The organism is Stenotrophomonas maltophilia group sp. msm1 (assembly GCF_032025805.1).
Lineage (GTDB): Bacteria > Pseudomonadota > Gammaproteobacteria > Xanthomonadales > Xanthomonadaceae > Stenotrophomonas > Stenotrophomonas hibiscicola.
In genome coordinates this window covers 1,459,182-1,476,330 of the sequence record NZ_JAVSKH010000001.1, presented here as the reverse complement: position 1 = coordinate 1,476,330, position 17,149 = coordinate 1,459,182, and the positions used below count along the sequence as shown (strand labels likewise).

Below are 17,149 nucleotides of genomic sequence, written 5' to 3'. Positions count from 1 at the left end.
AGCCTCGCCCCGGGAAAACACTGTTGATCCTGATTCACAAGTGGAGGCCGGAACGCAGCCAAAAGTGCAAAAACCGCAGTGCCGTTGCAGAGCCAACCTCCCCCACAACGCAGAACCCCCGGCATGCCGGGGGTTCTGAGGGACTCACACGCCTGTGGCGCGCTTACCAGTTGCCGGCACCCGGCACGTTGTGCTCGCGGGCGCGGCGGCGCATCAGCAGGTTCAGCCACTCCACCAGCACCGAGAAGCCCATCGCGGCGTAGATGTAGGGCTTGGGCACGTGCACGTCCAGGCCGTCCAGGATCAGCACCGCACCGATCATCAGGATGAAGGCCAGGGCCAGCATCTTCACGGTCGGGTTGGCATCGATGAAGCGGCCCAGCGGGTTGGCGGCCAGCAGCATCACCATCACCGACAGCAGGATCGCGGCGACCATCACCGGGATGTGGTCGGCGATGCCGACGGCGGTGATCACCGAGTCCAGCGAGAACACGATGTCGATCACCGCGATCTGCGCGATCACGTAGCCGAACACGGCCGAGGCCTTGGTGGTGCTGGGATCTTCATCCTCGCCGCCGCTGATCAGCTCCTTGATCTCCATGCAGCCCTTGATGATCAGGAACAGGCCACCAACGATCAGCACCAGGTCGCGGATGGAGATGCCCATGCCGGCCACGGTGAACAGGTTGGCCGCCATGTGCGCCAGGTAGGCCAGCGACACCAGCAGCGCGATGCGGGTGATGCAGGCCACCGCGATGCCAAGCTTGCGGGCGAACGGGCGACGCTCTTCCGGCAGCTTGCTGACCGCGATGGAAATGAACACCAGGTTGTCGATGCCGAGCACGATTTCCAGCGCGCTGAGCGTGAACAGGGTTACCCAGGCATTGGGGTCGGCGAGGAACTCAAAGGACATGGAAACTCTTCAAGGCAGTGGGGGAATGGGGTTTCAGCCGTAGTTGCCGGCCAGCGCGTGCGGAACCACGACCAGCGCCCAGCACAGCAGCACGTTCATCATCAGCACGAAGACCGCCGCCGAGCCCATGTCCTTGGCGCGGCCGGCCAGTTCATGGATCTCGCTGCCGTAACGTTCGATCACCGCTTCGATGGCCGAGTTGGCCAGCTCCATCGCAAGCACCAGCAGCATCGAGCCGATCAGCAGCGCGCGTTCGACCGGCGTCTGGCCTAGCCAGATCGCGAGCGGCGTCAGCAGGATCAGCAGGTAGACCTCCAGCCGGAACGACGACTCGTGCAGCCAGGCAGCGCGCAGGCCCTGCCAGGACCAGCGGGCGGCCTGGAAGATGCGGCGCGGGCCGCGCGGCAGATGGCCGAACTGATCAGCCACGGGGCGAACATCCAGCAACAGGGACGCGGCGCAGCGACCGCTCAGACGCACGGCAGGGGATCATGGGCGCACAGGAATAGGCAGATGGCCGCCATTTTGCCACAAGGCCGCCCGCCGCCGCCCGGCACCGGCCCGGTGAACGGACTGCCAGGGGCAAGCTTCGACCTGCCCCAGCTTCTATCATGGTCGTCCCTACCCTGCCGGAGCGCCTGATGTCCCATCGCCGTACCTGCCTGCTGATGCTGGGCCTGCTGACCGCCGCCCCCCTTGCCCAGGCCCTGGGCCCGGCCAAGTCACCGCGGGTACCCGAACAGGTCTCCAACGTGGCCTGGGCCAGCGACATGGCCCACTTCGCCAGCGCCGACCAGGCCAGCCCGCCGCCGCGTGGCGGTATCGAGTTCATCGGCAGCTCCTCGATCCGCATGTGGGAGAGCCTGGCCACCGACTTCCCCGGCCAGCCGGTGTTCAACCGCGGCTTCGGGGGTTCGGAAGTGCGTGATAGCACCTGGTATGCCGATCGCATCGTGGTGCCGTATGCACCGTGCAAGGTGTTCTTCTACGCGGGCGACAACGACCTCAACAGCGGCCGCAGCGCCGTGCAGGTGCGCGACGATGTGGTTGCCTTCGTGCAGCGCGTGCATCGCGACCTGCCGAAGACCCGGGTCGAGTACCTGTCGATCAAGCCGAGCCCGTCGCGTGCGCATCTGCTGCCGGCGATCAACGAGGCCAATACGCTGATCAAGGCCGCCCTGGCCACGCTGCCCAACACCGGCTTCACCGACATCTACACGCCGATGCTGGGCACCGATGGCCAGCCGGATGCAACGCTGTTCCGCGAGGACATGCTGCACATGACCCCGGCCGGCTATGCGATCTGGACCAAGGCGCTGGCGCCGAAGGTCAACTGCAACTGAGGGACTGCGGACGCCGGGCATGGCCCGGCGCTACCGCAACCCCATCCACGCATGGCGTGGATCTACTGAATCACGGGCCATGGGGTCGGAGGATCAGCGGAAGATGACCGTGGCCTCCGTGCCCTGGCCTGGCTCGCTGGCCAGCCTGACCTTCCAGCCGAAGCGGTCGCACAGCCGGCGCACGATCGACAGGCCCAGGCCGGTGCCCTGCGGGCGGCTCGGCTCGGCGCGGTAGAACGGTTCGAAGGCCCGCGACAGGGCGTCGGCAGACATGCCGATACCGGTATCGCGCACTACCACCCGGTCGTTGTGCACATGCACGTCGATGCGCCCCTCGTCGGTGTAGCTGCAGGCATTGCGCACCAGGTTGCTGATCACCACCTGCAGCACCCGCGGCGGCGCATGCAACTGCACCGGGCCGTCGCTGTGCAGGTGCACCGACACCGGGCGAGACCCCAGCAGTTCGTTGGCATTGTCCACCTCGTAGCGGACGATGTCGTTGACGTCGAACAGCTCGATCTGCGGTTCGACATCGGCCTCGCGGGCCAGGATCAGGAACGCATCGATCACCGCCTCCATGTCACGGCCAGCCCGCTGGATGCGCTGCAGGCTGCGGCGCAGGCGCGGCTGCAGGGTTTCATCGCCAAGGGCCATGTCGCTGGCGACGCGGATGACGGTCAGCGGTGTGCGCAGTTCATGGCTGGCGTCGCGGGTGAAATTGCGCTCGCGCGCCACATGCGCGCTGACCCGGTTGGCCAGCGAATGCAGTGCGGCCGCCAGCTGGCGGGTCTCGCCCTGCATGTCCGCCGGCAGCTTGTTCGGCTCCAGATCGGCCGCTTCGGGGTGGCCCGGGTCCCAGCGCGAGACGCGCCGTGCCAGCCAGTTCACCGGCGACACCAGGCGCTTGGAAGCCCGATAGGTCACCCAGCTGGCGCCATACACCGCCAACAGGGTCAGCAGCACCGGCACGATGCCGAACCAGAACGCCAGCATCTCCGCACGCGAACGCAGGAACACCAGGTACAGGCGACCGGCGGGGCGCACATCGACCAGCACCAGCTGGTCATCCTGAGGCAGTTCGTGGAAGCCGGGCTCCAGGTTGCGCAGGTTGGCCGGCAATGACAGCGCCGACTGCCCGCTTTCCAGCAGGTAGCCGCGGATGTTCTGGGTGTTGGGCGGCGGCTGCACCGGCGACGCCTCGTGCAGCGTCCAGTAATAGGCCGCTTCCTCGCGCAGGGCGGCGCCGACCAGGCTGTGCTTGATGACCAGCGACACCAGCCAGGCACCGAGCAGGATGCCCAGGCTGGCCAGGACTGCCTGCAGGATGAAGGCGATACGGATCTTGCGCGGCAGGCCGTGCGGCATTGCGGGGTCCCGGTCAGAGCGCTGCGATTATAGGCAGCGCGCTGCGCCGTAGTCGTGCACGGACGCTGACCGGCGGCAGCGCCGGCCGGTCATCCGTGCCCGATGCGGGGTCGTTGCCCGGCCGGGCCTGATGCTGCACCGGCCCGGCCCCGATCAGGCCATCGGCTGTGCGATATCGGCAATGCGGTAGCCGGCGCTCTGCACAGTGTGCAGCAGCGGACGGTCGAACGGCTTGTCGATGATCTTGCGCAGGTTGTACAGATGGCTGCGCAGCGTGTCCGAGTCCGGCAGGCCATTGCCCCAGATCTCGCGTTCGATCTCCTGGCGGGTGACCACGCGCGGCGATTCGCGCATCAGGATGGTCAGCAGGCGCAGGCCGATCGGCGACAGCTGCAGCTCGGTACCGGCACGGGTGGCCCGCATGCTGACCGGATCGAGCACCAGGTCGGCGACCTTCAGCACCTCCGAACCCACCTGGCGACGTTCGCGGCGGATCAGCGCGCGCAGGCGGGCTTCCAGCTCCTGGATCGCGAACGGCTTGGTCAGGTAGTCATCGGCGCCGAACCCGAGGCCGGTGAGCTTGTCGTCCAGCGTGTCGCGTGCCGTGAGCATCAGCACCGGGGTGGACTTGCGCGCATCGTTGCGCAGGCGACGGCACACTTCGATGCCATCCAGGCGCGGCAGCATCAAGTCGAGCACCACGACGTCATAGCTGTTCTCCGCCGCAAGGCGGTAGCCATCCAGGCCGTCCTGTGCATAGTCGACTTCGAAGCCGCGACCTTCCAGGTATTCGCCGATCATCTCGGAGATGTTGCGGTTGTCTTCGACCACCAGCACCAAGCCGGAGGTCTCCTTCGTCTGACGCATGTGATTCCCTCTAACTTCAGCTTTGTGAAACATGCCGGATCGACGGTGGACGCGATGTGAAGTTCCGTCAAGAGGTACACAAACGGTTCAGAGGAGCGGCCTGAGCAGCGGCCAGACGTTGTCCAGCAGCTTCGGCTGCGCCTCTGCGGTCGGGTGCAGGCCGTCGGCCTGCATCATGCCCGGCTGCAGGGCCACGCCTTCCAGCAGGAAGGGTAGGAGCGGCACCTCGTACTGCGTGGCCAGCGCCTTGTAGGCCGCAGCCAGGCGCTGGCGATAGGCCGGCCCGTAGTTGGGCGGTACGTCGATGCCCAGCAGCAATACCTTCGCGCCGGCCTTCTGGCTGGCGTGCACCATCTTTTCCAGGTTGCCCTGCACCTGCGCCGGGGTCAGCCCACGCAATGCGTCATTGCCGCCCAGCGCGATCACCACCACCGTCGGCTTTTCCTTCGCCAGCAGGCCCGGCAGGCGGGTCAGCGCGCCGGCGGTGGTCTCGCCGCTCATGCTGGCGTTGACGATGCGCGCCGGGGTTTTCGACTGCTGCCTGACCCGCTGTTGCAGCAGGCTGACCCAGCCGGCGTCGGCAGGGATATTGTGGGCGGCACTGAGGCTGTCGCCGAGCACCAGCACGGTGCGGGCCGGACCTTTGGCACAGGCCAGCCCCGGCAACAGCAGGAACCCTAGCAGCAGCACCACCATCGCGCCGGCTCGCCGGCTCCATCCCGTCTTGCGCATTGGAGTCTCCTCATCGACAGCCTGTCCCCCCGCAGCGCGCCCGTCGCCATCGCCGTCGACCAGGTCGGCAAATCCGTGCAGGGCCCGGAGGGTGAAGTCCACATACTGGACAACATCACCCTGACCGTCCATGAAGGCACCAGCGCGGCCATCGTCGGCGCCTCCGGTTCGGGCAAGACCACCCTGCTCGGCCTGCTGGCCGGGCTGGACCTGCCCAGCCACGGCCGCATTGCACTGTCGGGCCAGGACCTGGGCGACCTCGATGAAGAAGCGCGGGCCCAGCTGCGCGCGCGTGAGGTTGGCTTCGTGTTCCAGAGCTTCCACCTGCTACCGGCGCTGACCGCCGCCGAAAACGTCGCGTTGCCACTGGAACTGGCCGGGCGCGAAGACCGGGCGCGGGTCGATGAAGTGCTGGCCCAGGTCGGGCTGGCCCATCGCGCCCGCCACTATCCGCGCCAGTTGTCGGGCGGCGAGCAGCAGCGCGTGGCATTGGCGCGTGCGTTCGTCACCCGCCCACGCATCCTGTTCGCCGACGAACCGACCGGCTCGCTGGACCACGCCACCGGCCAGCACATCAGCGACCTGCTGTTCGAACTCAACGCCGGCAGCGGCACCACCCTGGTGCTGGTCACCCACGACCTGCGCCTGGCCCAGCGCTGCCAGTACATCCATCGCATCGACGAGGGCCGGCTGCTGCCGGTCGAGCATGGGGCGCAGGCATGAACCTGCTGCGGCACGCGTGGCGCGCGCTGCGTCGCGAGGCCCTGGCCGGTGACCTGCTGACCGTGTTCGCCGCACTGGTGCTGGGCGTGGCGGTGATGACCGCGGTGGGCACGCTGGTCAACCGGGTCAACCTGGCGCTGACCGGCAGCGCTGCGGAAATGCTCGGCGGCGACCTTGGCATCGTCGGGCGCGATGACCCGCCGCAGGCGTTCGCCGACGAGGCACAGCGGCGTGGACTGGCCTACACCCGCATCGCCAGCTTCGGCAGCGTGCTGTTCAACGGTGATGCCAGCCAGATGGCCAGCATCAAGGCGGTGCAGGCGGGCTATCCGCTGCGTGGCACGCTGCGGGTGCGGGCCACACCCGGCGGCGCCCTGATCGCCGATGCCGGCATGCCGCCCAAGGGCCAGGCCTATGCCGACCCGCGCCTGTTGCAGGGACTGGGGCTGAAAGCCGGCGATGACCTCGAATTCGGCGCCGGCACGCTGCGCATCGCCGGCATCATCGAGGCCGAACCGGATACCGGTGGCGACCTGCTGACGCTCTCCCCCACCCTGCTGGTCAACCGCGCCGATGTGGAAGGCACAGGCCTGCTTGGCCCCGGCAGCCGCATCAACTACCGGCTGATGTTCGCCGGCTCCGCCGACCAGGTTGCCGCGTTGCGCCAGTGGCTGCTGCCACAGGTGAAAGGCCTTCGCCTGCTGAGCGTGGACGACACCCAGCGCGGCGTGCGCCAGGCCTTTGATCTTGCCGGGCGCTTCCTCGGCCTGAGCGCGCTGCTGGCGGTATTGCTTGCCGGCGTGGCGACCGCGCTGGCGGCCAACCGTTTTGCCCTGCGCCGCATCGACCAGGTGGCGATCCTGCGCTGCCTGGGCGCGCGCCAGCGCGACATTCTGTCCGGTCTGGCACTGCAGCTGCTGATGCTGGCAGTGCCGGCCTGCGCACTCGGCATCGGCCTGGGCATGGCTGCGCAGGAAGGTCTGGTGCAGGTACTGGGCAGCCTGGTGCCGCAGCGCTTGCCGCTACCCGAGGCAATGCCGGCGCTGACCGGCGCCGGCATCGGCCTGTTGCTGCTGTTCGGCTTCGGCCTGCCGCCGCTGCTGCGCCTACGCGGGGTGCCGCCGATGCGCGTGCTCAACCGCTCCTTCGCCGCCCTGCCCCCGGCCTCGCTGCTGGCCTACGTAGCAGCGCTGGCGGCCAGCCTGCTGCTGGCGGTGCAGGTGACCGGTGATCTCAAGCTGGCGCTATGGGTGCTGGGCGGCCTGGCCGCGTTGGCGGTGGCGGCCGGCGTGGTCGGTTTCGTGCTGCTGCAGCTGCTGCGCGGCCTGCAGCACCGTCTGCACGGCCACTGGCGGCTGGGCCTGGCGGCGCTGACCCGGCGCCGGATGCTGGCGGTGATGCAGCTGGTCGGGCTGTCGCTGTCGCTGTGCGCGCTGTTGCTGCTGGCGGTGACCGGCCCCGGCCTGCTGCAGCAGTGGCGCGAACGCCTGCCCGCGGATACGCCGAACTACTTCCTGATCAATATCCAGCCCGGACAGCGTGACAGCGTGCTGGCCGCGCTGCGCGGACTGGGGGCCAACGACGCCAGCATCGAACCGATGGCGACCGGTCGCCTGATCGCGATCAACGGCAAGCCGCCGCTGCGCGTGGATCGCTCGCCGGACCAGAGCGGGCAGCCGGCGTCAGGCGAAGCCCAGCGCGATGACGACGACGAGAACCGGCCGTTGAACTTCAGCTGGCGCAGCAGCTTCCCGCCGGCCAACACGCTGATGAACGGCACCTTCTGGACGCCCGACAGCACGGCGGCGGAGGCGTCGGTTGAAATCGGCTGGGCCAAGCGCTACGGCGTGTATCCGGGCGACCGCATCACCATTTCAGTAGGCGAGCAGGAGCGCGAGTTCACCGTCACCAGTGTGCGCAAGGCCGACTGGAACACCTTCCGGCCGAACTTCTTCGTGCTGCTGAATCCCAATGCGGTGGGCGACACCCCGCACAACCTGCTGTCGGCGTTCCATCTGCCGGCCGGCAACGCGGCTGGGCTGGGCGAGCTGGTGCGCGCGCAGCCCAACCTGTCGCTGCTGGACGTGGACGCGGTGATCTCGCAGGTGCGCGATGTGATGGAGCGGGTCGCGCAGGCGGTGCAGCTGGTGATGGTGTTCAGCCTGCTGGCCGGCGTGCTGGTGCTGCTGGCCGCACTGCAGGCCACGGCGGGCGAGCGCCGTTACGACAGCGCGGTGCTGCGCACGCTGGGCGCGACCCGGCGCCAGCTGCGCGGTGCGGTGCTGGTGGAGTTCGGCGCGCTGGGCACGCTGGCGGCGATGCTGGCGGTGGGCGCAGCGGCTGCCATCGGCGTGGCGGTCTCGCAGAAGGTGTTCGAACTGCCCTTGCTGCCGCCGTGGCCGGGGCTGCTGGTCGGCGGCGTAATCGGCATCGGCTTGAGCCTGCTGGCGGGCTGGTGGGGTACGCGGGCGATCCTGCATACGCCGCCGGCATTGGCGCTGCGTGAGGCCTGAGGCGGCGCCGGACCGGGGCGCGTGCCGAGCAAGCTCGGCACCTACCAAGTGCACATGACGGCGTTGCCAGTGTTCAAGGAACAAGCACATCCACGCATGGCGTGGCTCTACTGGGCCTTTTCCACGTACTTGGCGAACACGTCGTCAATCTGCTTGTCCTTCACCTTCTTGCCGGACTGGATTTCTTCGGCCTGGGTGAACAGCGGAATGATCATCGCCATGCCGTCGATCCTGGTCTTCAGGTGCACGCCCGGGGCCTGGCTCAGGAACCCGTCCCAGCGCTGGCGCACCTTGGCCCAGTAACCTGCAGTGGCCTTCCAGTAATTGCGCGCCGGGGTGAAGTCGACCTCGGTGGTCTTCACGTAGTCGTTGAAGCCGAACTCGCGGGCGATCTCCACCTGGTTGCCGTCGGCGTTGCGCTGCACCTTGGTGTTGAACTGCTCGTGGGTCCAGCCATTGGGCGTGAGCGTGTGGCGGTTGACCACGGCCAGCGCGTTGTAGTCGCTGCGCTTGGTGTACTCACGGCGCGGCAGCGGGCGCCAGCTCAGGTCGCTGGTCCAGCTCGGCACGTTGTTGGTGTAGGTCCAGGTGCCGGTGCCGCAGTAGCGCGGCGCATCGCTCACTTCGTACACGCACTGGGTCCAGGCGCCCTGGTTGGTCGCCGCCGGAATGCTGCGCACCCGCCAGGTCTGGTCGGCACTGAACTCGAAGCGGTTCGGCGCTTCGTAGACCCAGTCCTGGCGCCAGTGCTTGGTGATGTGACCGCTCTTCTCGTCCAGCAGCAGGTGCTGCAGCACGATGCGCTTCGGTGTGTCCTCGACCACGATGACCACTTCGCTGCCGCCACTGCGCATCGCCGGTGCACGCTCGTAGCCCGGCTTCAGCAGCACGGTCTCGTCGAACGCGAAGTCCACGGTGTACTCACCCTGCATGGCAAGGATGCTGTCGTGGTCGCGGGCGATATCGGAGGGCTGCGCGCTGGCCACGCCGCTGGCGGCAAGCACAAGCAGGGCGCTGGCTGTCTGGAGCTTCATCGGGTCTTCCTTCGGGGTTGCAGATTCATTGAGCGGCCATCCGTGGCCAACGGGCGTTCCATCAGGAGAGGGTCACAGGCGGATCAGCGGCAGGTCGCCGGGAACCCGCAGCGCCGGACGCCGCGCGGCATCGGCACAGCAGCAGTCGTCAATCGCCAGTTCGCCTTCAGCGTTTTCCAGGCGGGCGATGCGGCGCGCGGTGGCCGCGCCCAGCGAAGACAGGGTCGACAGGCTGGCAGCCAGCGTGCGCCCGTCGTCGGCGGCATGCAGGCGCAGCGCGCACAGGCGCCAGCGCTGGCCACCGAGATGGCCGGCCAGGCGCCGCCACAGGCGTTCGCCGACGCTGCCATCGCTGTCGTGTTCCGGCCCCGGCGGCAGCGCGGCTACCAGCCGGTCCCAGGCCAGGAAGTCGCTGTCCGGCAGCAGGTACAGGCGCCACACGCAGCGGCCGCGGCCATCAAGGAAGCACAGGCTTTCGCGCAGGCCCTCGCTGTCCACGCCCTGGCAGGCGTGCACGCGTACGGCCTGGCGCCAGCCGCCCAGCTCGTTGCCGTCGGCGTGGTACAGGCACAACACGGTGCCGAGCGTGGCCAGCTGTGCCGGGGTCGGCCAGGCCGCGCTGTTCGGCGCGGCGATGGAGTCATTCCTGCGTGCGGACAAGGCTCGGCTCATGAGATCACCAGGAAACGGCAAGGCTGGCGGAGAAGGTGCGGCCCGGGCTGCTGAAACGATCGCTCAGTGCGCGATCGGTGATCAGGCTCGGGGTGATCGACGACCATTCGATGTAGCGCTTGTCGGCCAGGTTGAACACGCCGACATTGAAGGTGGCACCCGGCGCGAAGTTCCAGTGCGCCATCAGGTCCAGCACGCCGTAGCCGGCCGGCTGGTAGACGAACGGCGCCGGTGCGTTCGGATTGGTCTGCGCCGCAGGCGGCGGCAGGCGCTTCTTGCGCTGCACGAAGGTACCGGCCAGTTCGACGCCCCAGGTATCGGTGTCGTACATCAGGCCCAGCGTGCCACGCAACGGATCGACCGAGGCCAGCGGTTCGTCATCGGTCCGGTTGTCACCACGCGACCATGCCAACGCACTGCGCAGCGCCCAGCCCTTCAGCGCCGGGCTGAGTTCGCCAAACTCGATGCCGGCCTTCATTTCCGCGCCATAGATGCGCGCGTCGGCGATGTTCTGCGACTGGAACACGGTCAAACCCTGCGCGTTGCGACCGGTATCGACGTTGGACTGGATGAAATCCTTGTAGTCGTTGTAGTAGCCGCTGACGCTGACGTACGCCGCCGGCGCGATGAAGCGCAGGCCCAGTTCGTAACCGTCGCTGGTTTCCGGCTTCAGGTCCGGATTGGCGATGGCGGTATAGCGGAAGGCGATGTTGGTCAGGCCGATGTTGACGTCGTTGTACGGCGGCGAACGGAAGCCACGCGCATAACCGGCGAACAGCGACCATTCGTCGGTAAAGCGCCAGACCATGCCCAGCTTCGGCGACACGCTGGTCTTCTTCAGCTGCGCCACGGCCGTGGTCGGGTTGTCTTCGGCGAAGATGCTGTCCACTTCCGGCTTCAGCTCGTAGCGGTCCACGCGCACGCCCGGCACCAGCGACAGCCTGCCATCGGCAAAGCGCATCTCATCCTGTGCATACAGGCCCAGCTCGGTAGTCTTGCTGATCGGGAAGTCACGCACCGGGAAGGTGTCCGGCAGCACCGTGTTGCTGACCACGCCAGCCTTACTGACCTGATAGCCGTCGCGCTTCTGGCGGATCTCGGTACGGGTGCCTTCGAAACCGTAGGTCAATGCGTGCTCGACGCTGCCGGTGGCGAACGCCTTGTTGAACTGCGCCTGCAGGCCATAGGCATGCTGGTCGAAGGAGAACACGCGGTGGCGACGGGTGCCGTCGGTGCGGGTCTCGTCGGTCTGCTGCCGGGTTTCGCTGTTCTGCGCGTACACCTGCCAATGCAGGCTGTCGGCGAACGGCTGGTCCAGCGCATCCATCTCGTGGGCGAAGGAGACGCGGTTGCGCTTCTGGGTGTCGTGGGACTTCATGCCAGTGGCCGCAGCCATCGCGCCGGGGCGCGGTGCAACGCTGGCGATCGCCGACAGCACATTGGTATCGGTGGTGTCTTCGTTGCCTTCCACGGTCAGGCGGAAGCGCTGGTCCTCGCTGGGTGCATAGACCAGTTTGCTGAGCAGGCTGCGGCCGTCGCGATCCTGCGGATTGGACGCGGTGCGGGTGTCGTTGTCGCTGCGAACCGTGCCCTTGTTGTCCGTTTCCTGCCCCTGGTGGTGATTGACGTTGACCAGGCCGCTCCAGTGGTCGCCACCGAAGGCGGCCGTGGCACCGCCGAGCAGGCCCTTCCACTCACCGTCGTAGCCGAACTTCAGGCCGAAGTAGCTGTTCTTGCCGTCCTTGAGATAGTCGGCCGGGTCTTTGGTCACGAACGCGACCACGCCACCGAGTGCATCGGAGCCGTACAGCGGGCTGGCCGGTCCACGCACGATCTCGACGCGCTTGAGCGTATCGAGGTCGGTGAAGTTGCGGTTGGAACTGGCGAACGAACCGATGTCGAACCGGGTCGGCATGACGATGCCGTCGGTCTGGATGCGCACGCGGTTGCCGTCCAGGCCACGGATGCGGAAACCATCCAGGCCGAAGCGGGTCGCGCTGCGGGTGACCGACAGGCCCGGCTCGTAGCGCACCAGATCCTTGATGTCCTGCACCAGGTGCCGGTCCATCTGCTCACGGTCGATGACATCCACGGTGGCCGCCACGTCACTCAGCGCCCGCTCGGTGCGGGTGGCGGTGACCTGCACCCGATCGAATTCGCGCGCATCGGGGGCAGCAGTGGCAGCAGCGTGGGCGGACAGCGGCAGCGCCATCCAGACAGCAAGGCAAAGGGCGGTATGGCGGGTCATCGGGTTCGTTCGGTCAGGCAGGGGAACCCCCGGTTACCGGCGCACCCGGAAGGTGCACGCGGTAGACCGAGGGGGAGAGAGCGGGAGCGGACGGGGCGCCCACCCTGTCGGCGCTGCCGGCAGGAGGGAGGGAGGCGGGCGACCAGACCGCGATTACTTGGTCAGGATCAGCTTGTCGTTGCTGGTGTGCCGCAGGCGATAGAAGCGGTCGCCGTGCTGGATCAGGATTTCACGACGGCCCTTGAGCAGGGCTTCGCTGTCGATGACCTCTTCCGGCGGAACGACACGGACCGGACGATCGCGGAGGGTCAGCGTTTCGGGGCGCAGCAGTACAGGTTGAGCATTCATGAGCATCTGGACTCGTGCGAGGGACGAGTTAAATGATAATGATTCTCAGTTGACAATCAACAACCATTCTCAACTTGATTGATTGGATTAATGATCGAATTTTCAGATTCGATAGATCGCATCAATCAAATGGCGACGCATGTGTGTAGAGTCGAGTGTTGGTCGACTGCTTCGAGCAACAGCAGTCGACCAACAGCCGACTCTACCGAGGCCCAGGCCCGGTCGGCCCCGGAGTTCAGGCGAAGGCGGCTTCGACGTCGGCCCAGCCGGCGGCGTCGACCTGCTCCAGCGCTTCCAGTGCCTGCAGGTTCTGCAGCAGCTGGCTGACCCGGCTGGCACCGAGGATCACGCTGGAGACGTTCGGGTTGCGCAGGCACCAGGCGATGGCCAGCGTGGCCGGCGCCTGCCCCAGCGCACGCGCCACCTCGCTGAAGCGGCGCACCTGGGCCAGGCGGGCTTCGGCGTCGGCACCCAGCACCAGGTCCTGCAACCACTGCATGCCTTCCCGGCCCAGCCGCGCATCGGCCGGAATGCCCTGGTCGTACTTGCCGGTGAGCAGGCCCGAGGCCAGCGGCGAGAAGATGGTGGTGCCCAGTCCGGCGCCGGCATACAGCGGCGCGTACTCGACCTCCACGCGCTCGCGGTGCAGCAGGTTGTACTGCGGCTGCTCCATCGACGGGCCCTGCAGGTTGCGCGCCTGCGCGATGTCCAGCGCCTGCTGGATCTGCACGGCCGACCACTCCGAGGTCCCCCAGTAGAGGATCTTGCCCTGCCGCACCAGGGTGTCCATGGCATGCACGGTCTCGGCGACCGGTGCGTCCGGATCCGGGCGGTGGCAGTAATAGAGGTCCAGGTAATCCACCCGCAGGCGCTTGAGCGCGGCGTGGCAGGCATCGGTCACATGCTTGCGCGACAGGCCGCGCTGGGTCGGCCGCGGGTCCTTGGCGCTGCCGAAGAACACCTTGCTGGAGACGCAGAAACCGTCGCGCGGCAGGCGCAGGTCGGCGATCACATCGCCCATCACCTGTTCGGCGCGGCCGTTGGCATAGCCCTCGGCATTGTCGAAGAAGTTGACGCCATGATCCCAGGCGGCCGCCACCAGGTTGCGGGCCTCGTCGCGCGGGATCTGGTCACCGAAGGTCACCCAGGCGCCGAAGGACAGGGCGGAAATCGGCAGGCCGGTGGAGCCCAAGCGACGGTATTGCATGCGAATCTCCTGCTGCGGGCCCGCATCCGGGCCGGGATCGAACTCCATTCTACCTGCCGCCGCCGGCCGCAAGCCCTTGCCGTTGCTGGCCCGATCGGTACCGTTGGGTGCGCGCACGCTGCTTTTTCTTGCCCCGGCCCCTGCCCTGCACTAGGCTTCCCGTTTTTCGCGACGCCCCAGGGGAGTCACTCACATGGTCGAAGGTTTGGGCAGGATCGGCTTCGGCCTGTTCGGGTTGGCGGTGCTGATCGGCATCACCTGGTTGTTTTCCAACAACAAGCGTGCAGTTGACTGGAAGCTGGTTGCCACCGGTATCACCCTGCAGATCGCCTTTGCGGCGCTGGTGATCCTGGTGCCGGGCGGGCGCGACGTGTTCGATGCGCTGGGCAAGGGCTTCGTCAAGATCCTCAGCTTCGTCAACGAGGGCTCGGGCTTCATCTTCGGCTCGTTGATGGACACCAAGAACTACGGCTTCATCTTCGCCTTCCAGGTGCTGCCGACCATCATCTTCTTCTCGGCGCTGATGGGGGTGATGTACCACCTCAACGTCATGCAGGCGATCGTGCGCGTGATGGCCTGGTCGATCACCAAGGTGATGCGCGTGTCCGGCGCGGAAACCACCAGCGTCTGCGCCAGCGTCTTCATCGGCCAGACCGAGGCGCCGCTGACCGTTCGCCCGTACATCGCCAGGATGACCCAGTCCGAACTGCTGACCATGATGATCGGCGGCATGGCGCATATCGCCGGCGGCGTGCTGGCGGCCTACGTGGGCATGCTGGGCGGCGGCGATCCGGCGCAGCAGGCTTTCTACGCCAAGCACCTGCTGGCGGCCAGCATCATGGCGGCCCCGGCCACCCTGGTCGTGGCCAAGCTGCTGATTCCGGAAACCGGCACCCCGCTGACCCGCGGCACGGTGAAGATGGAAGTCGAAAAGACCTCCAGCAACATCATCGATGCCGCCGCTGCCGGCGCCGGTGACGGCCTGAAGCTGGCACTGAACATCGGCGCGATGCTGCTGGCCTTCATCGCCCTTATCGCGCTGCTGAACGCGCCGCTGACCTGGGTGGGCGAAGTGACCGGCCTGGCCGCTGCCATCGGCAAGCCGACCAACCTGTCGACCATCTTCGGCTATCTGCTGGCCCCGATCGCCTGGGTGATCGGCACGCCGTGGGCCGACGCCACCACCGTCGGCTCGCTGATCGGCCAGAAGGTCGTGATCAACGAGTTCGTCGCCTACACCGAACTGTCGCAGATCGTGAACGGCCAGATCCCGGGCGTGAGCCTGTCCGCCGAAGGCCGCCTGATTGCCACTTACGCGCTGTGCGGCTTCGCCAACTTCAGCTCGATCGCGATCCAGATCGGCGGTATCGGTGGCCTGGCGCCGGAGCGCCGCCACGACCTGGCCAAGTTCGGCCTGCGCGCGGTGCTGGGCGGTACCATTGCCACCTTCATGACGGCGACCATCGCCGGCGTGCTGACGCACTTCAGTTGAACCCCTGGTTGAGAAAAGATTTCCTATGAGCAGCAGTGTCGTTGTCGTCGGTTCCTTCAATGTCGATCACGTGTGGCGGTGCGAAACGCTGCCGGCACCGGGTGCGACCATTGCCGGCCGCTACAGCACCGGCCCCGGTGGCAAGGGCTTCAACCAGGCCGTGGCGGCCTGCCGCGCTGGTGCGGACACCCACTTCGTGTGTGCGTTGGGCGATGACGCCGGTGGCGCCACTGCGCGCGAACTGGCTGCGCACGATGGCTTCGCGCTGATCGCCGAGGCCAGCAGCGAGCCGACCGGCACCGCCGGCATCTACGTCGATGCCCGTGGCCGCAACACCATCGTGATCGGCCCCGGCGCCAATGCCGCGCTGGGTACCGATTTCCTGCAACAGCAGCAGGCCCTGCTGGCCGGTGCCAAGGTGGTGCTGGTGCAGCTGGAATCGCCGGTGCAGACCATCGAAGCGGCGCTGGCCACGGCCCGCGAGGCCGGTGTCACCACCGTGCTCAACACCGCGCCGGCCGATGCGCCCTCGACCATCGGCCTGCTCAAGCTGGCCGATGTGATCACCCCGAACGAGACCGAGTTCGCCGCCCTGCTCGGCCGCCATGTCGGCGAGCGCGTGGATGCCAACGACGTCGCGGCGCTGGATGGCGCCAGCCTGCATGCGCTGTGCCGCAAGCTGGTCGGCAACGGCACGGTGGTGGTGACCCTGGGTTCGGTGGGCGTGTTCGTCTCTCACGCCGACGAGAACCTGCGCGGCGATACCCAGCCGTACTACCGCGTCGGTGCCGAACAGGTGCAGGCCATCGACACCACCGGTGCCGGTGATGCCTTCAACGGTGCGCTGGCTGCGTCGCTGGCACAGGTGGCCGATGCACCGTTCGCCCGCCACGTGCGCTTTGCCAACCAGTTCGCCGGTCGCTCGACCGAGAAGGAAGGCGCTGCAGCGGCGATGCCGCGCTTCACCCCGGCCGACGCCGAAGCCAAGTAATTCCACGCCACGCGTGGATGACAAGGCCCGGGTGCACAGGCACCTGGGCCTTTCTTTCGCCCATTGCCCAGCCCCTGCGACCGCCTGTCGCATTGCCCACATCCTGCCCCTCGCTCACGATCCGCGCAGCTTCCTTGCACGGGCAGGACATGGACGGATTCCCCTGGTTGCTGGTCGCGGCCGCAGGCAGTGCCGCTGCGGCGCTGCTGCATATCGGCTGCATCGCCTTCGGCGCCGCGTGGTACAGGTACTTCGGTGCCGGCCAGCGCGTGGTCCGGCTGGCACAGGCCGGGCATTGGTGGCCACCGCTGATGACCGCCGGCATCACGGCCGTGCTGGTGGCCTGGACGCTGTACGCACTGGCCGCTGCGGGCTGGCATTCGCCACTGCCGGCCAGTCGTCTGGTCCTGTCGGGCATCGCCCTGCTGTTGCTGCTGCGCGCCGCGATGGGCTTCGGGCTGGCGCTGCTGCGGCCCGGCCACAACGGCCGGCGCTTCTGGATGGTCAGTTCACTGGTCTGCCTCAGCCTGGGGCTGGCCTTCGCACTGGGTACCCGCCAGGCCTGGCAGCGCCTGGGGTAGCCGCCCACCTTCGCCCGCCCTTGGGGGCGGCGGAAGCAACCGTCAAGCATCTGCTGATGCCGGTACGGCATGAGGTCGGTGCCGATCGGCCTGAACCGGGGCGCAGCCGATACGGCCGCG

At 67.5% G+C, this 17,149-nt stretch carries 16 protein-coding genes; 6 read left to right on the top strand and 10 right to left on the bottom strand.

Features of this window, described 5'->3' with window-relative positions:
• Nucleotides 1-163 precede the first annotated feature (163 nt).
• The gene (locus ROV95_RS06515; protein ID WP_019661110.1) at nucleotides 164-913 is read right to left on the bottom strand and encodes a TerC family protein; all 750 of its coding nucleotides are present in this window, start codon (nucleotides 911-913) and stop codon (nucleotides 164-166) included.
• A gap of 33 nt (nucleotides 914-946) precedes the next feature.
• Entirely contained in the window at nucleotides 947-1,342 is a 396-nt protein-coding gene (locus tag ROV95_RS06510; protein WP_019661109.1) for a diacylglycerol kinase, read from the bottom strand.
• Between the two features lie 212 nt (nucleotides 1,343-1,554).
• Here ROV95_RS06510 and ROV95_RS06505 point away from each other — a divergent pair, with 212 nt between their 5' ends.
• Nucleotides 1,555-2,256 (top strand): SGNH/GDSL hydrolase family protein, encoded by a 702-nt coding sequence (locus tag ROV95_RS06505; RefSeq protein WP_019661108.1) that lies wholly within the window; start codon nucleotides 1,555-1,557, stop codon nucleotides 2,254-2,256.
• A gap of 93 nt (nucleotides 2,257-2,349) precedes the next feature.
• On the opposite strand, the gene ROV95_RS06500 is transcribed toward ROV95_RS06505, so the two are convergent.
• The 3 genes from ROV95_RS06500 to ROV95_RS06490 form a co-directional block, all read right to left on the bottom strand.
• Entirely contained in the window at nucleotides 2,350-3,621 is a 1,272-nt protein-coding gene (locus tag ROV95_RS06500; protein ID WP_019661107.1) for a HAMP domain-containing sensor histidine kinase, read from the bottom strand.
• A gap of 153 nt (nucleotides 3,622-3,774) precedes the next feature.
• Nucleotides 3,775-4,488, bottom strand: a complete 714-nt coding sequence (locus tag ROV95_RS06495; RefSeq protein ID WP_002811889.1) for a response regulator transcription factor — start codon at nucleotides 4,486-4,488, stop codon at nucleotides 3,775-3,777.
• An 87-nt stretch (nucleotides 4,489-4,575) separates the two neighbouring features.
• On the bottom strand, nucleotides 4,576-5,220 hold the full coding sequence (locus ROV95_RS06490; protein ID WP_312543578.1) for an arylesterase: 645 nt from the start codon (nucleotides 5,218-5,220) through the stop codon (nucleotides 4,576-4,578).
• Between the two features lie 75 nt (nucleotides 5,221-5,295).
• Between ROV95_RS06490 and ROV95_RS06485 the strand changes: the two genes are divergently transcribed.
• Nucleotides 5,296-5,943 (top strand): ATP-binding cassette domain-containing protein, encoded by a 648-nt coding sequence (locus ROV95_RS06485; protein WP_312543577.1) that lies wholly within the window; start codon nucleotides 5,296-5,298, stop codon nucleotides 5,941-5,943.
• Nucleotides 5,940-8,456 (top strand): FtsX-like permease family protein, encoded by a 2,517-nt coding sequence (locus ROV95_RS06480; protein ID WP_312543575.1) that lies wholly within the window; start codon nucleotides 5,940-5,942, stop codon nucleotides 8,454-8,456. Before ROV95_RS06485 ends, ROV95_RS06480 begins: the two co-directional genes overlap by 4 nt.
• 107 nt (nucleotides 8,457-8,563) lie before the next feature.
• On the opposite strand, the gene ROV95_RS06475 is transcribed toward ROV95_RS06480, so the two are convergent.
• The 5 genes from ROV95_RS06475 to ROV95_RS06455 form a co-directional block, all read right to left on the bottom strand.
• Nucleotides 8,564-9,490 (bottom strand): DUF6607 family protein, encoded by a 927-nt coding sequence (locus tag ROV95_RS06475; RefSeq protein WP_312543574.1) that lies wholly within the window; start codon nucleotides 9,488-9,490, stop codon nucleotides 8,564-8,566.
• Between the two features lie 72 nt (nucleotides 9,491-9,562).
• Complete coding sequence (locus tag ROV95_RS06470) at nucleotides 9,563-10,162, bottom strand: Hemin transport protein (protein WP_312543572.1); 600 nt, start codon at nucleotides 10,160-10,162, stop codon at nucleotides 9,563-9,565.
• Nucleotides 10,163-10,166: 4 nt separating this feature from the next.
• The gene (locus tag ROV95_RS06465) at nucleotides 10,167-12,410 is read right to left on the bottom strand and encodes a TonB-dependent hemoglobin/transferrin/lactoferrin family receptor (protein ID WP_312543570.1); all 2,244 of its coding nucleotides are present in this window, start codon (nucleotides 12,408-12,410) and stop codon (nucleotides 10,167-10,169) included.
• A 153-nt stretch (nucleotides 12,411-12,563) separates the two neighbouring features.
• Nucleotides 12,564-12,758, bottom strand: a complete 195-nt coding sequence (locus ROV95_RS06460) for a hemin uptake protein HemP (RefSeq protein ID WP_005412278.1) — start codon at nucleotides 12,756-12,758, stop codon at nucleotides 12,564-12,566.
• A gap of 235 nt (nucleotides 12,759-12,993) precedes the next feature.
• Nucleotides 12,994-13,965 carry an aldo/keto reductase gene (locus ROV95_RS06455; protein WP_134735121.1) on the bottom strand — a complete coding sequence of 324 codons (972 nt, stop codon included), beginning with the start codon at nucleotides 13,963-13,965 and terminating at the stop codon, nucleotides 12,994-12,996.
• Nucleotides 13,966-14,158: 193 nt separating this feature from the next.
• On the opposite strand from ROV95_RS06455, the gene ROV95_RS06450 reads away from it, so the two are divergent.
• The 3 genes from ROV95_RS06450 (at nucleotide 14,159) to ROV95_RS06440 (ending at nucleotide 17,029) form a co-directional block, all read left to right on the top strand.
• Complete coding sequence (locus ROV95_RS06450) at nucleotides 14,159-15,457, top strand: nucleoside transporter C-terminal domain-containing protein (protein WP_019661098.1); 1,299 nt, start codon at nucleotides 14,159-14,161, stop codon at nucleotides 15,455-15,457.
• A 25-nt stretch (nucleotides 15,458-15,482) separates the two neighbouring features.
• Nucleotides 15,483-16,448, top strand: coding sequence for a ribokinase (locus tag ROV95_RS06445; protein ID WP_019661097.1), 966 nt, complete (start codon nucleotides 15,483-15,485; stop codon nucleotides 16,446-16,448).
• A gap of 149 nt (nucleotides 16,449-16,597) precedes the next feature.
• Nucleotides 16,598-17,029 (top strand): hypothetical protein, encoded by a 432-nt coding sequence (locus ROV95_RS06440; RefSeq protein WP_111098003.1) that lies wholly within the window; start codon nucleotides 16,598-16,600, stop codon nucleotides 17,027-17,029.
• Nucleotides 17,030-17,149 lie beyond the last annotated feature (120 nt).

What these genes read in the sequence shown, in the direction of transcription:
- ROV95_RS06465 (WP_312543570.1), bottom strand. Translation starts at nt 12,410, where the DNA reads ATGACCCGCCATACCGCCCTTTGCCTTGCTGTCTGGATGGCGCTGCCG.
- ROV95_RS06490 (WP_312543578.1), bottom strand. Translation starts at nt 5,220, where the DNA reads ATGCGCAAGACGGGATGGAGCCGGCGAGCCGGCGCGATGGTGGTGCTG.
- ROV95_RS06455 (WP_134735121.1), bottom strand. Translation starts at nt 13,965, where the DNA reads ATGCAATACCGTCGCTTGGGCTCCACCGGCCTGCCGATTTCCGCCCTG.
- ROV95_RS06475 (WP_312543574.1), bottom strand. Translation starts at nt 9,490, where the DNA reads ATGAAGCTCCAGACAGCCAGCGCCCTGCTTGTGCTTGCCGCCAGCGGC.
- ROV95_RS06500 (WP_019661107.1), bottom strand. Translation starts at nt 3,621, where the DNA reads ATGCCGCACGGCCTGCCGCGCAAGATCCGTATCGCCTTCATCCTGCAG.
- ROV95_RS06445 (WP_019661097.1), top strand. Translation starts at nt 15,483, where the DNA reads ATGAGCAGCAGTGTCGTTGTCGTCGGTTCCTTCAATGTCGATCACGTG.
- ROV95_RS06460 (WP_005412278.1), bottom strand. Translation starts at nt 12,758, where the DNA reads ATGAATGCTCAACCTGTACTGCTGCGCCCCGAAACGCTGACCCTCCGC.
- ROV95_RS06470 (WP_312543572.1), bottom strand. Translation starts at nt 10,162, where the DNA reads ATGAGCCGAGCCTTGTCCGCACGCAGGAATGACTCCATCGCCGCGCCG.
- ROV95_RS06505 (WP_019661108.1), top strand. Translation starts at nt 1,555, where the DNA reads ATGTCCCATCGCCGTACCTGCCTGCTGATGCTGGGCCTGCTGACCGCC.
- ROV95_RS06440 (WP_111098003.1), top strand. Translation starts at nt 16,598, where the DNA reads ATGGACGGATTCCCCTGGTTGCTGGTCGCGGCCGCAGGCAGTGCCGCT.
- ROV95_RS06515 (WP_019661110.1), bottom strand. Translation starts at nt 913, where the DNA reads ATGTCCTTTGAGTTCCTCGCCGACCCCAATGCCTGGGTAACCCTGTTC.
- ROV95_RS06450 (WP_019661098.1), top strand. Translation starts at nt 14,159, where the DNA reads ATGGTCGAAGGTTTGGGCAGGATCGGCTTCGGCCTGTTCGGGTTGGCG.
- ROV95_RS06480 (WP_312543575.1), top strand. Translation starts at nt 5,940, where the DNA reads ATGAACCTGCTGCGGCACGCGTGGCGCGCGCTGCGTCGCGAGGCCCTG.
- ROV95_RS06495 (WP_002811889.1), bottom strand. Translation starts at nt 4,488, where the DNA reads ATGCGTCAGACGAAGGAGACCTCCGGCTTGGTGCTGGTGGTCGAAGAC.